12 protein-coding genes are annotated in these 12,902 nt (G+C 72.1%); 3 read left to right on the forward strand and 9 right to left on the reverse strand.

Translation table 11 applies throughout. The features are described 5' to 3' along the window. Positions 1-2: 2 nt before the first annotated feature. Complete coding sequence (gene fdxA / locus ACT26F_RS09480; protein ID WP_471670273.1) at positions 3-326, reverse strand: ferredoxin; 324 nt, start codon at positions 324-326, stop codon at positions 3-5. An 88-nt stretch (positions 327-414) separates the two neighbouring features. On the opposite strand from fdxA, the gene ACT26F_RS09485 reads away from it, so the two are divergent. Then, a complete protein-coding gene (locus tag ACT26F_RS09485; RefSeq protein ID WP_471670274.1) occupies positions 415-1,338 on the forward strand; it encodes a GNAT family N-acetyltransferase in 924 nt (307 codons plus the stop codon). Positions 1,339-1,398: 60 nt separating this feature from the next. On the opposite strand, the gene ACT26F_RS09490 is transcribed toward ACT26F_RS09485, so the two are convergent. From ACT26F_RS09490 to mshB, 5 genes are all read right to left on the reverse strand, one after another. Further along, complete coding sequence (locus tag ACT26F_RS09490; RefSeq protein WP_471670275.1) at positions 1,399-4,182, reverse strand: helix-turn-helix transcriptional regulator; 2,784 nt, start codon at positions 4,180-4,182, stop codon at positions 1,399-1,401. 32 nt (positions 4,183-4,214) lie between these two features. Then, complete coding sequence (locus ACT26F_RS09495) at positions 4,215-4,370, reverse strand: hypothetical protein (RefSeq protein WP_471670276.1); 156 nt, start codon at positions 4,368-4,370, stop codon at positions 4,215-4,217. A gap of 105 nt (positions 4,371-4,475) precedes the next feature. Next, positions 4,476-6,176 carry a VanW family protein gene (locus tag ACT26F_RS09500; protein WP_471670277.1) on the reverse strand — a complete coding sequence of 567 codons (1,701 nt, stop codon included), beginning with the start codon at positions 6,174-6,176 and terminating at the stop codon, positions 4,476-4,478. Beyond that, entirely contained in the window at positions 6,173-6,706 is a 534-nt protein-coding gene (locus tag ACT26F_RS09505) for a flavin reductase family protein (protein ID WP_471670278.1), read from the reverse strand. Before ACT26F_RS09505 ends, ACT26F_RS09500 begins: the two co-directional genes overlap by 4 nt. A 96-nt stretch (positions 6,707-6,802) precedes the next feature. After that, positions 6,803-7,705, reverse strand: a complete 903-nt coding sequence (gene mshB / locus ACT26F_RS09510) for an N-acetyl-1-D-myo-inositol-2-amino-2-deoxy-alpha-D-glucopyranoside deacetylase (RefSeq protein ID WP_471670279.1) — start codon at positions 7,703-7,705, stop codon at positions 6,803-6,805. 44 nt (positions 7,706-7,749) lie between these two features. On the opposite strand from mshB, the gene ACT26F_RS09515 reads away from it, so the two are divergent. After that, the gene (locus ACT26F_RS09515; protein WP_471670280.1) at positions 7,750-9,834 is read left to right on the forward strand and encodes a S9 family peptidase; all 2,085 of its coding nucleotides are present in this window, start codon (positions 7,750-7,752) and stop codon (positions 9,832-9,834) included. Here ACT26F_RS09515 and ACT26F_RS09520 read toward each other — a convergent pair. Continuing rightward, positions 9,791-10,816, reverse strand: a complete 1,026-nt coding sequence (locus ACT26F_RS09520; RefSeq protein ID WP_471670281.1) for an alpha/beta hydrolase fold domain-containing protein — start codon at positions 10,814-10,816, stop codon at positions 9,791-9,793. The two genes, ACT26F_RS09515 and ACT26F_RS09520, sit on opposite strands and share 44 nt — an antisense overlap. A 239-nt stretch (positions 10,817-11,055) precedes the next feature. Between ACT26F_RS09520 and ACT26F_RS09525 the strand changes: the two genes are divergently transcribed. After that, positions 11,056-11,709, forward strand: a complete 654-nt coding sequence (locus tag ACT26F_RS09525; protein ID WP_471670282.1) for a TetR/AcrR family transcriptional regulator — start codon at positions 11,056-11,058, stop codon at positions 11,707-11,709. Here ACT26F_RS09525 and ACT26F_RS09530 read toward each other — a convergent pair. Further along, on the reverse strand, positions 11,669-11,968 hold the full coding sequence (locus tag ACT26F_RS09530) for a hypothetical protein (RefSeq protein ID WP_471670283.1): 300 nt from the start codon (positions 11,966-11,968) through the stop codon (positions 11,669-11,671). The genes ACT26F_RS09525 and ACT26F_RS09530 overlap by 41 nt on opposite strands. Before the next feature lie 33 nt (positions 11,969-12,001). Further along, positions 12,002-12,892 carry a bile acid:sodium symporter family protein gene (locus ACT26F_RS09535; protein WP_471670285.1) on the reverse strand — a complete coding sequence of 297 codons (891 nt, stop codon included), beginning with the start codon at positions 12,890-12,892 and terminating at the stop codon, positions 12,002-12,004. Positions 12,893-12,902 lie beyond the last annotated feature (10 nt).

A 12,902-nucleotide genomic window follows, 5' to 3' on the forward strand; every position in this document is an offset into this window, starting at 1 on the left:
GGTCAGTCCTGGTTCTGCGGGGGCAGCGCCTTGACGAACGGATGGTCGGCGTCGATCACGCCCATCTTCGCCGCGCCGCCGGGCGAGCCGAGGTCGTCGAAGAAGTGCACGTTCGCGTCGTAGTAGTCCTTCCACTCCTCCGGGGTGTCGTCCTCGTAGAAGATCGCCTCGACCGGGCAGACCGGCTCGCAGGCGCCACAGTCGACGCACTCGTCGGGGTGGATGTAGAGCATGCGGTTGCCCTCGTAGATGCAGTCGACGGGACATTCGTCCACACAAGCGCGGTCCTTGAGGTCGACACACGGCTGGGCGATCACATACGTCACGGGGCAGCTCCTTTAGATTCCGTGGTCAAGTATCGCGCCTGACCCCCAAGCGCCGTAGGTCGGGTTCGCCTCATGAGATCGTGGCGGCGTGGATCTGGTCGGAAAGCGCGTGTCGATCCGTCATCGTGACGCCTCCGGGGTGCGCGACGTGATCGGCCGGGTGCTCGCGGCGCGCCCCGACGGACTGACCGTCGAGCGCCGCGACGGCGAGGTCGTCCGGGTCCCTGCGGGCACGGTCCTGGCGATGCGCGTCGTGCCCGATCGACCTGTCCGCACCCGGCGCGCCCGCGACGTCTCGGCCGAGGACCTGACCCGGATCACGTCGCGTGGCTGGCCCGCCACGGAGTCCGTCCCGCTCGGGGCCTGGGAGCTGCGCGCCTCGGGCGGATTCACCGGGCGTGCGAACTCGGTCGCGGTCCACGGCGACCCCGGCACGGACGACCCGTTCGGTGCCGTCGTCGCGTTCTACGAGCGTCGCGGCCTGCGCCCGCTCGCCCAGCTCGTCGAGGGCACGCCGTGGGACCGGCGCTTCAGCGCTGCGGGCTGGGAGGGGGTCTCGGACCAACCGCCCGGTGCGGTCGTCCTGGTCGCCGACCTCGCCGAGGTGCCCTCCGCAGACCCCGCGGCGGTCGTCGCGTCCCATGCCTCGGACGCGTGGCTCTCGCACTACGGACGTGTCGCCGACCCGGCCCTCGCGCGCGCCGTGCTCGAGGGTCCGGCGACCGTCGGCTTCGTCGCGATCGACGACGTCGCGATCGGGCGGGTCGTCGTGTCCGGCGAGTGGGCCGGGCTCGCGGCGGTCGAGGTCGACCCCGCCCACCGGCGCCGCGGACTGGCACGACGCATCGTCGAGACCTCGCTCGCGTGGGCGGCCGAGCGCGGCGCCGACAAGGCCTACCTGCAGACGATGCGCGACAACGAGCCCGCCCTGGCCCTCTACGCACCGTTCGGGTTCACGACGCACCACGCCTACCGCTACGTCACGCCGCCGGGCCGGGGGAACGGATCTTGATGCCTTGCGGTGGGTATAGGCACCGCAAGGCATCAAGATCCGTCGTTCCCCGGGCCCGCGTCAGCCCAGCAGCCCGTCGCGACGGGCGATCGCCGCGGCCTCGGTGCGCGACGCGGCGCCCAGCTTGGCCAGGATGTTCGAGACGTGCACCGAGGCCGTCTTCGTGCTGATGAACAGCTGCGAGGCGACCTCGCCGTTGGACCGGCCGGCCGCGACGAGCGTCAGCACCTCCCGTTCACGAGGCGTGAGGGCCACGGGCCCCGCGACCACGGATGCGTGCCCGCCGAGCGCCTCGATCTCCGCCTCCAGCGGCCGGGCCCCCAGCCGCTCGGCCACCCACGAGGCGGCGGCCAACGGCTCCGCGGCCTCGTCGCCACGACCGGCCGCGATGAGCACCTGGGCCAACCGCGCCTGCGACCGCGCCGTCTCGTAGGGCTCCCCGAGCGCCGCGAAGGCGTCGACCGCGGCGCGCCAGAGCGCCTCCAGCGAGGCGACGTCGACGTCCTCCCCCGCCAGCCAGTGCAGTCGTGCCGACTCGGCACGGACCCGGTCACGCCACGCCCGGCCCTCGGGACCGAGCTGCGGGAAGGCGTCGGCGGCCGCCTCCGCCGCCGTGAGCGCCTCGTCGGCCAGCGCCAGCAGCCCGGGCCGGTCACCCGAGGACACCTCGCCGACCGCGCCGGCGAGACGCCCGATGAGCAGACCACCCATGCGCAGGCGCTGCGGTCCCAGCAGCTCGCGCCACACGGCGTCGAGCTCCTCGCGCAGGTCGTCGTGGGCGCGAATCGCCTCGTCGAGGTCGGCGGCGAGGTCGATCAGGGCGGTCCCGCTGTGGATCGCGAGCGCCTCGTCCTGGTCCCAGCGGGCCCGCAGCTCGTCGAGGTCCGACGGGTCGGGCCGTTCACCCCGTCCCGCCACGACGAGCAGCGCGACGGCATCGAGACAGGCCCGCACGAACCGCGGCGCCCCGACGTGGTCGTGGCACAGCCTCAGGACCTCGTCCCAGTCCCCGCGCAGGTACTGGGTCACGGCGCCGAAGAAGCGGCCGTCGAAGCCGTAGGGGGCCCACTCGCGGCCCGTGGCCCTCGCCCGCGCGATCACCTCGGCGAACGTCGTGGCGGCCTCGTCGAGGTGGCCCGCGTTGAAGTCGACGAACGCGAGGTAGTGCAGCGCGCGCAGCTCGGCCGAGGCGTCGCCGCGGGCTCGGGCGGCCTCGACGAGCTCGGCATAGCGCCGGCGGGTCTTGTCGTCGTCACCGCTGCGGGCGAACACCCGGATCAGGGTCGTCTGCGCGTCGGTCGCCGTCGTCAGGTCGCCGACCTGCTCGGCCAGCCGCACGGCGCGCTCGGCCCGCTCGGTGGCCTCGTCGTCGAGGCGGCGCATCGCTGCGACCGTCGCGCGCAGGGACTCGATCCTCGCCCGGGTGCGGACGTCGGCATCGGGCGCCGACTCGACGGCACGCAGGCTCGCGGCGTTGGCCGCGTCGTCGTTCCCGCTCAGGTACACCATGTGCCCGGCGGCGAGCAGCAGTCGAGCGCGGTCCGCCGGCGGGTGGACGCCCTCGAGATGGTGCTCGACGAGCGCCGTGGCCGCCCGGACGTGCCCGGCGGTGACGAGGGCGTCGACCGTGTCGGTCACCAGTCCGACCGCGTCGTACCCGTCGGGCGCGTGCTCGACGATCGAGAGTGCGCGGCGCAGATGGGCCGCGGCCTCGTCGTGGCCACCGACGCGACTCGCCCCGGCAGCCGCAGCGACGTCGGCGACGAAGGCGGTCGCGAGGTCGCCCGCCGCATGGGCGTGCAGCGCCAGCGCGGCCGGACTGCCGAGCTCGGGCTGCTCCCCCAGCGCGGCGAGGTACGCCGCGTGCACGGCCCGCCGCTCGCCGGGCAGCAGGTCGTCGCGCACCGCCTCGGCCAGCAGCGCGTGCCGGAAGCCCAGTTCCTCCCCCACCGGCGCCAGCACCTTGAGGTCGACGGCCTCGCGCAGCCCCGCGTCGACGTCGGTGCCCGCAGCGACGACGCGGCGCAGCAGGGCATCGGAGACGGGACCGCCCGCGCACGCGACGACCGTGGCGACCGCGCGGGCGTCGGGCCCGAGTCGGTCGACGCGCACGAGCAGCAGGTCCGCGAGGTCGCCGGGCAGCGCGCCAGTACCGCGACCGGCCTCGAGCAGCTCCTCGGCGTAGAAGGCGTTCCCTTCCGCCCGTGCCACGATCACGGACAGACCGGACGGATCGAGCCCGTCGCGAGCCTGGGACCTGACGAGATCGCCCATCGCGACGTCGTCGAGCGGCTGGAGGTCGATGCGCCGGACGGACGGCAGTCGCGTCCACTCCGCGAGCGCCGGTCGCAGCGGGTGCCGCCGGTGCAGGTCGTCGCTGCGGTACGTCACGAGCAGGGCGACCGGTCGCGTGAAGCGCCGGGTGAGCAGGTATCGCACGAGGTGCCGCGTCGACGCGTCCGCCCAGTGCAGGTCCTCGAGCACGAGCAGGACCGGCGACTCGGCCGCCAGCCGCTCGAGCGTCCGCGCGACCTCGGCCATGACGTCGGTGCGCAGCCGCTCGCCGTCCCTCGGGAGGTCGACGTCGACGCCGGGCGAGCCGCCGAGCGCCTCCGCGACCGGTTGGAAGGACGGCACGTTGTCGCCGAGGTCGAGGCAGTGTCCGACGAGGACCCGGAAGCCGGCCGCCTCGGCCCGCTCGACCGTCTCGGTGACGACCCGGGTCTTGCCGATCCCGGCGTCGCCGCCGAGCAGGACGGCAGACTGCGGCGTGCCGTCGGCGATCCCGACGGCACCCGCGATCTCGGCGAGGACCGGCTCACGGCCGACGATGGGGATGAGCATCTCCTCCATCTTGGCCGAGCCGGGCGGAGGCGTCACGCCGCAGTGGCGTGCCGCTGGCCGGGCAGGCTGAGAGACCAGTGGCGGCGGGGGCGGCGCGCCCGGCGCGGCTGGGCGACCCAGCGGATCGGGAGGCGCTCGGTGCGCCGTGCCATCTCGACGGGAACGAAGCTGATGGGGTCGAGAATCATGATGGACACCTGCTTTCGTGAAGGTGTCTCCAGCCTCGCCGTCTGAGGTGGTCCGCCACATCGGGCGAATGCCTCAGATCGGCGCAGGGCTACCTCAGATCCCGGTCAGTCCTTCGGCTTCTTGCCGCAGATGACCTTGTCCGCCGCCTGGTACGTGGCGGTGTCCGTCTCCGTCCTGACCTTCGCGCCGCCCCGGTAGAACGTGCGGTGGACGTCGATGTCGAAGCCCTGCACCGGATCCTGCGGGACGCACGCGTCGGTGTCGTCGTACCGCGTCCCCGGGCTGCGGAAGTTGTACTCGCCGCTGTCGCTCGCCTTGACGTCGTAGACCTTCGTGCCCCACATCTCGACGTGCATCGTGCCCTGCTTCGAGGGGGTGCTCGGATCGACCCACGCATGGATCAGGACGCCCGTGTCGTACTGGTTCTTGAACCGCAGGTCGAGATGACCCCAGTACACGGTCGCCTCGCGTCCCTTGGGGTAGCGGCTGATGTAGAAGGCGTGCGGGTGGTGCTCCACGTCGTCGAGGCCGGAGAAGAACGCCGCGTTGTACGTCGTGGTGGCGACCTGCGAGACACCGCCGCCGGTCTCCTCGCGGAACACGCCGCCGTTGATGACGAAGCCCGTGACGAAGCCGTTGGCCTCGGTGCGCTCGCCCACGGTCTTGTTGAAGCTGAACGTCTCGCCGGGCTTGACCAGCGCGAGGTCGAGGTTCTTCGCGCCCTGGCCCTGGTTGACGTTGCGGTACTCGGCGTACGGGAAGTGGGTCGAGAACTCGCCGATCTTCTCCTTGATCCCGAGCGCCTTGGCGTCCTTCGTCGTGAAGTCGGGCTCGACGACGGTCGACTCGACGGTGACCGCACGTGCGGCGCCGGACTCGGTGAGGACGGGGACCAGCGCGGTCGCCATCGTCGCGGCGTCCAGGCCCACGCCCTCCTTGCTCGGCACGATGACCGGCTTGCCGTTCTCGAACGCGAAGGACGCGTCGACGGCCGTCCGGCCGATCCCCGTGGTCGAGTTCGTGAGCGGCTTGGCCAGCTCCTTCGCATCGATCGTCGCGACCATCTCGTCGCCCTTGACCTCGACCGTGAGCGCAGGCGCGTAGGCCGTGACCGGCAGGTCGACCTGCTTGTCGCCGACCTTCAGCGTGACCGGGGCCGAGACGGCCGGCTCGGCGATCTGCGTCATGGCCTGCTGGAGGCCGGCCGCGTCGACGGCGGGCTCGACCGTCTCGACCGTGACGTCCACCGGGTCGTCGGTCATGAGCCAGGAATCCGCGAGGGTGTCGGCGAACTCGTCCTGCGGGACCTCGTTGCCGGCCTTCGGCTGGCGGGCCTTCGGCTTCGCGTCGGGGAAGGTGATGAGCGCCTCGACCACGGGCTCGTCCACCGTCTCGGCGATCGAGGCCACCGCGTCGTCGAGCTTCGCCTCGTCGACGTCGAGCACGGGCGCGTGGTCCGAGCCGCCGAAGAAGAGCGCGGCCATGTCGGCCGGGTTCCACGACCGCTGGCCGCCGGCCGCGGCGACACTGGCGGGGACGTCGACGGCGAGTCCCGCCTTCTGCGGGTCGAGCTCGAAGTCCTGGCCCTCGTGGGTGGCGACGAGCGGCTCGTCGACACGGTCGGCGATCCCGGCCTCGAGGGCGTCCTCGGCAGCCGCCGGACTCATGCCGCCGACGTCGACCCGCGCGATCGTGGTGTCGGCCGGCATCCGGTTCCCGGTCAGCACGTAGCCCGCGACGTACGCGAGGGCGAGCACGCCCGCGACCGATCCACCGACGAGCAGCAGCCGCGTGCGACGGCTCACTCGCCGCCCCGGTAGACGGTCTTCTCGGACTCGACCTGACGCACGATCGAGCCGTAGTGCGAGCGGTAGTAGAGCAGCGGGTCGTCGGTGTCGTCGCGGTAGTCGGCCCACACGACCCGGCCGATGAGGATCAGGTGGTCGCCGCCGTCGTGCTCGGCCTCGGTGCGGCACTCGAGCCAGGCCAGACCGTCGTCGAGGAGGGGAAGCCCGCCGGGGCTGCGGTGGTGTGGGATGTCGGCGAACTGGGTCTCGAGGGGGCGCCCGCGGTGCGCGAACCACGCGGAGGCCTCACGGCCCTCCTCGGCGAGGATCGAGACGGCCCACGTGCCGGACTGGCGCACGGCGTCGTGGAACCGGCTGCCGCGGTTGGAGCACACCAGCACCAGTGGCGGGATGAGGGAGACGGACGTGAAGGCACTGGCGGTCATCGCGTGATCGACGCCCCCGGACTCGGTGGTCACGACCGTCACGCCGCTGGCGAAGCGGGACAGCGCACCCCGAAAGGCTCCCTGGTCGACCGACTTCTCCACCCGGCCAACGGTACGTGTCCGGCGCAATCGCCGCCGAGCATCAGCCCGCAAACTGAGACGACCGTCCCGTCTCACGCGACGAGCGGCACCCGCGACTCAGTCCAGTCCGGCGAACAGGTCCTCCTCGAAGCCGGACGGCCCGGCGGGGCCGGGGACGCCCTTGACGAGGCGGTAGTACTCCGAGCCCCACGTGATCGCGGCGAGGTCCATGCCCATCGCGAAGAACTCGCCGTCAGGGGTGATCTGGGTGGCGTGCGCCTTCATCGCGTCGAGCTTGGCGGGGACGTGATCGGCCGAGGCGACGACCGCCGCGATGTCGACGTCCTCGGAGAACATCGGCGGCAGGTTGTCGACGTCGAACGGGAACGGGAACTCCTGGCCGCTCTCGGCCATCAGCCGCGCGCCCTCGCGCACCTGGGACGCCGACTGGGTGACCCAGTAGACCTTCGCGACGTCCCATGCCTCGCCGAGGTCGCGCCGGTGGGACGCCGCGGCCGCGAGCGCGACCGCGTAGTGCGAGACCCGGTGGGCCTGGATGTGGTCGGGGTGCCCGTAGTTGCCGAACTCGTCGTAGGTCACGAGCACCTGGGGCCGGACCTCGCGGATCACCGCCACCAGCTCGTTCGCCGCCTCGAGCAGATCGGCGTTCCAGAAGGCGCGCGGGTCGACCTGCTCCATCGGCGCGGCGTTGCCGTTCTCGTCCCACACCATGCCGGAGTCGCGGTAGCGGCCGTCGCCGCCGAGCCGACGGAAGTCGGTGACGCCCAGGTGGGCCATCGCGTCGGCGAGCTCGCCGAGGCGATGCGCCCCGAGGCGGTCCTCCTCCTCGGCCGCCAGGTGCGCCAGATCCGGGATGAGCACCTCACCGTGCTCGCCGAGCGTGCACGTGACGAGCACGACGTGTGCGCCCTCGGCCACGTACTTGGCCATCGCGATCCCGTTGGTGATCGACTCGTCGTCGGGATGGGCGTGGACGAACAGGATGCGGCGGTCGGACATGCGCCCAAATCTAGTGGTCCGGCCCACCCTGTCAGGATGGGGTCATGCGCGTCTCGTACCCACGCCTGGCGGCCCGCACACTGCGCTTCACGCTCGGCGTCCCACGGAACATCACGGTCTCGCCCGACGGCGCCACGGTGCGCTTCATCCGCACGCCGGACGGCGTCACCCGCACGGGTCAGCTGTGGGAGTTCGACGTCGCCACGGGCGAGGAGTCGCTGCTCGTCGATCCGGCGGCGGTGCTCGGCGGTGCGGACGAGGAGCTCACACCCGAGGAGCGGTCGCGCCGCGAGCGCAGCCGCGAGTCCGCGGGCGGCCTGGTCTCCTACGACGTCGACGCGACCGGTCGCTGGGCGTGCTTCGCGCTGTCCGGCCGACTGTTCGCGGTGCACCTCGGAGCCGGAGCGGTGCGCGAGCTGTCCGCGGCCGGTTCGGTGATCGACCCGCGCCTGGACCCGACCGGGCGCCACGTCGCCTACGCGACCGCCACGGGCGAACTGCGTGTCGTCGGGGTCGCGGGCGGAGACGACCGAGCGCTCGTGTCCCCCGACGCGCCCACCGAGGTGTGGGGTCGCGCCGAGTTCATCGCCGCCGAGGAGATGGACCGCTTCCGCGGATTCTGGTGGGCACCCGACGGACGCTCCCTGCTGGTCGAGCGGTACGACGACGTCGACGTGCCGGTGTGGCACATCGCCGACCCGGCCCACCCCGACCGCCCCGCGGTCGAGCAGCGTTATCCCGCGGCGGGCACGCCGAACAGCATCGTGACCCTGTGGCACGTGCCGCTCGACGGCGGCGCTCCGACCGAGATCGCGTGGGACCACGACGCCTACGAGTACCTGGCGCGCGTGCACTGGTCGGAGGGCTCCGATCCCGTCGTGCAGGTCCTCAGCCGCGACCAGCGGTCCAGCCTCGTGCTGTCCGTCGACCCGACGACGGGAGACACGGTCGTGCTGCGCGAGCTGGCCGACGAGTCCTGGGTCGAGCTGTCGTCCGCCCCGCGCCGCGACGCGTCCGGCCGCCTCATCACCCTCGAGGACACGGGCGACCGCCGTCGCGTCTGCGTCGACGGCACCCCGCTCAGCGGCGACGCCTGGCACGTGCGCGGCATCGTCGACGTCTCCGAGGCGGGGGTGCTGGTCACCGCGTCCGCGGAGCCGACCGAGATCCATCTCGTCCGCTTCGGCCTCGACGGCACGGAGCACGCGCTGACCGAGGGGGTCGCGGTGCACGGGGCCGTCGTCGGCGGTCCCACGACCGTCGTCGTGCGGACCGAGCTCGCCTCGCCCGACTCGACGGTCACGGTGCTGTCCGAGGGCCACGACCCACGACCCGTGCGCGTCCTGGCCGAGCCCGCCCCGTTCGTGCCCGAGGTCGAGTTCGTGCGCCTGGGCGATCGCGAGCTGCGCGCCGGCGTGCTGTTCCCGCGCGACCACGTGCGCGGTGCGGCACGGCTGCCGATCCTGATGGATCCGTACGGCGGCCCGCACGCCCAGCGGGTGCTGGCCTCGGGCCGGATGTTCCTGGAGTCGCAGTGGCTCGCCGACCAGGGCTTCTGCGTCGTCGTCGCCGACGGCCGCGGCACCCCGGGCCGCGGCACCGCGTGGGAGCGCGCGATCCGCGACCGCTTCGCCGAGGTCACGCTGGCCGACCAGGTCGACGCCGTGGCGGCGATCGCCGAGCGGTACCCCGACGACGTCGACGCGGGCCGCGTCGGCATCACGGGCTGGTCCTACGGCGGCTACCTCTCGGCGTTGGCGGTGCTCGAGCGTCCCGACGTGTTCCACGCCGCGGTCGCCGGGGCGCCCGTGACCGAGTGGCGCCTCTACGACACCTGCTACACCGAGCGCTACCTCGGGCACCCCGACGAGCAGGCCGAGGTCTACGACGCGAACTCGCTGCTGCCCCTCGCGGGCAAGCTCGAGCGGCCGCTCCTGCTGATCCACGGGCTGGCCGACGACAACGTCGTGGCGGCACACACCCTGCGACTGTCCTCAGCGCTGCTGGAGGCGGGGCGGCCGCACACCGTGCTGCCGCTGTCGGGTGTCACCCACATGACCCCTCAGGAAGAGGTGGCCGAGAACCTCAAGCTGATCCAGCTGGAGTTCCTGCGGCGGCAACTGGCTTGACGAGCGTGAGCCGGCGGCCGCCACGACCGGCGACCGGACGGTTGATCGGCACGACGCTGGCGTGACGACGCGGGGCGTCGACGAGCGAGGCCATCGCCTTGCCGAACTCCTCCAGGGCCTCGTCGGCCGCGTCGAGCCGACCTGCCTGCAGGTGGAACGAGTGCCACATCTCGGGGTACTCCCGAGCGATGACGCGCGGTCCGTCGCCCATCGCGGTGACCTTCTCGAGGAACGCCTCGGAGTCGGTGCGCAGCGGATCGCGGCCGCTGTAGTGCAGGACGATCGGGGGCAGCTCGGCGAAGTCGCCGAACAGCGGGGAGATGCCGGGGGTGGCCGGGTCGGCGCCACCGATGTAGGGGTGCGCCCAGCGGGTGGCCAGCGCGGGGGTGAACCACGGGTCGCCGGCCGACGGACGGGCCCGATCGATGTCGGCCGTCAGGTCCAGCCACGGGCTGATCATGCCGATCGCGGCCGGCATCGGCAGACCGCGGTCACGGATCTCCATGGCCAGGGCCAGGGCGAGTCCGGCACCGGCGTCGTCGCCGACGAGGACGACCGACGCGGGATCGACGCCGTAGGACGGCAGCGCCCGGTAGAGCGCGAGCATCGCCTCGAGGGCCGCGGGGTACGGGCTCTCGGGCGCCAGCGGGTACTCCGGGACGATGACGTCCATGCCGGCGTACGCGGCGAGGTTCGCCGTGAAGGGCCGGTAGGCGCGGGCACTGCCGACGACGTGACCGCCGCCGTGCAGGTAGAGCACGGTGGCCCGGCCGGCGGCCGGTCCCGTGCCCTCGACGGTCACGAACTGGACGGGCTGTCCAGCGATGACGTCGAAGTCGTAGATGGTCCCCTCAGGGGCCCGGGACGCACCGGCGATCGAGTCGGCCAGGGTGCGCTTGGCACCCAGGCTCACTCGCGTGGAGTGCATCAACGGACGGGCGAACCGCAGACCGGTTCGCACGAGCGGCTTCGGAACGCTCATGATCTCTCTCGTCTCCTCGGCGAAGGGCGGGGGCAGCATTCCCGACCTAAGTAAGTAGGCACTGACTTCATTGAAGTGACGCCAGATTATGGCTTTCATGACGCGTGTCACAAGCGGAATGGGGTAAATCACTGTCCAACGTCGAGTTTGAAGAAACATGAGTCACACACGCACCACACGCCTCATGAGTTTCGCGATCCCGCGGGCGTGGAACGCCCTCGTGGCCTACGGTTTCCCCCGTGACCGCGGAGAGCGCGACCCCGAAACGGCGGATGTCCGCCGCGCGCCGTCGTGCCCAGATCGTCGAATCGGCCCGCCGGGTCTTCGCGCGCAACGGCTTCGCCGCCGCCCGGACCCGCGACATCGCGAGCGAGGCGGGCATCAACGAGGCCATGCTCTACCGACACTTCCCGTCGAAGGAGGAGCTGTTCGAGGTCTCCGTCCTGGGATCCATCGACGCGGCCATGGTGCGCGCCCTGGAGAACGCGACGGGCATCCGCCGCGACCTGGCCGGATCCGCGAGCGAGATCGACGACGGCATCCGGAAGTTCTTCGACGACCTCGCCGACATCGCCGCCGCACTGGGTCCGCTGATCGGCGCGACCGCGTACGGACCTGATTCGCCCGTGCGGACCCAGCTCATCGAGCGGCTGGACGCGCTGTTCGAGGTCGCGACGGAGATCACCGAGACGGGCATCCCCGATCTCATCCACACCGGCGTCGACGTGCGCCTGGCGCTCGAGCAGGTCTTCGGGGCGATGTGGTTCTCCACCGCGATGGCCAGCTGGACCGGCCGGACGCTGCACCGCGGGGACATGCTCGAGCAGCTCATGGAGACGATCTACGAGGGCGTCATCCATCCCCCGACCGACGCGGCGCCGACGGCCCCTTGATCCGGCGCGGCTGCTGCGGCAGCGGCGGTGGCACGGGCGTTCGCTCGCTCGCCCCGGTGATCTCCCAACCGTGGTGATCCTCCGCCAGCTCGGTCAGGTCCCCCGGCGCGTCCTCGACCTCCACGATCCACGCGGCGTCCTCGGCATCGTCCTCGCCGGCGAACTCGTCCCGGTGGATCCGCGTGCCGAGCCCGCGCGCCGTGAGCGCGCCGACGAACGCGTCCGCGTCCTCGCGCTCGTCGAAGTGGACGGCGGTCATGCCACGCATGTCGACACAGCGAGCGGAGGTACCTCAGGCATTTCCCGACCGTAGCGTGCGAGCCTGCGCGCGCGGCACGACCCACCGCGTCAGCGCGACGCCCCACAGCGCGGCAAGCGGGAACATCGCCAAGCCGTAGACCGCGGCGGGAACCGAGAGCTCCACGCTGCCGAGCACCTCGACCGCGACGTAGATCGCCAAGGTGGCGTTGTGCACCCCGATCTCGAACGAGCACGCGACGGCCTGCCGCTCGGCGACCCCGAAGGAGCGCGGCACCAGGTAGCCGACGACGAGGCTGACGACGCAGAACATCGTGACCGCCACACCGACCGACGTCGCGTAGTCGACGATGTTCTCGCGCTGGTCCGTGACGATTCCGGCGATGATCACGAACAGCAGCACAGCCGAGGCGATCCGCACCGGACGGTCCATCCGTGCGGCGAACCCCGCCGCCCTGGCCCGCACCACCATGCCCAGCGCGACCGGCACGAGGACCACGGCGAACACCTCGAGGACCTTGCGGAACTGCAACGTGACCTCGTCGCCGAGGTCGAAGTGGGACATCGCGAGGTTCGTGATGACTGGAAGCGTCACGATCGCGATCACCGAATTGATCGCGGTGAGCGAGATGTTCAGCGCGACGTCGCCGCGGAACAGGTGGCTGAACAGGTTGGCCGTCGTGCCGCCGGGCGATGCGGCCAGGAGCAGCATCCCCACGGCCAGCACGGGCGGCAGGTCGAGCACCAGCACGAGCCCGAAGCACGCGGCGGGCAGCAGGATCAGCTGGCACACGAGCGCGACGAGCACGGCGCGGGGAGACCGCCTCACGCGGCCGAAGTCCGCGACCGTCAGCGACAGCCCGAGGCCGAACATGATGACGCCCAGCGCGATCGGCAAGCCCACCGTGGAGAGGGTCGAATCCATGGCGGCACCC

It is taken from the genome of Aeromicrobium sp. SP1, from assembly GCF_055663785.1.

Excerpts from the sequence above, each read along its gene's own strand:
- ACT26F_RS09490 (WP_471670275.1), bottom strand. The coding sequence starts at position 4,182 with ATGCTCATCCCCATCGTCGGCCGTGAGCCGGTCCTCGCCGAGATCGCG.
- ACT26F_RS09495 (WP_471670276.1), bottom strand. The coding sequence starts at position 4,370 with ATGATTCTCGACCCCATCAGCTTCGTTCCCGTCGAGATGGCACGGCGC.
- mshB (WP_471670279.1), bottom strand. The coding sequence starts at position 7,705 with ATGTCCGACCGCCGCATCCTGTTCGTCCACGCCCATCCCGACGACGAG.
- ACT26F_RS09515 (WP_471670280.1), top strand. The coding sequence starts at position 7,750 with ATGCGCGTCTCGTACCCACGCCTGGCGGCCCGCACACTGCGCTTCACG.
- ACT26F_RS09520 (WP_471670281.1), bottom strand. The coding sequence starts at position 10,816 with ATGAGCGTTCCGAAGCCGCTCGTGCGAACCGGTCTGCGGTTCGCCCGT.
- ACT26F_RS09530 (WP_471670283.1), bottom strand. The coding sequence starts at position 11,968 with ATGACCGCCGTCCACTTCGACGAGCGCGAGGACGCGGACGCGTTCGTC.
- ACT26F_RS09535 (WP_471670285.1), bottom strand. The coding sequence starts at position 12,892 with ATGGATTCGACCCTCTCCACGGTGGGCTTGCCGATCGCGCTGGGCGTC.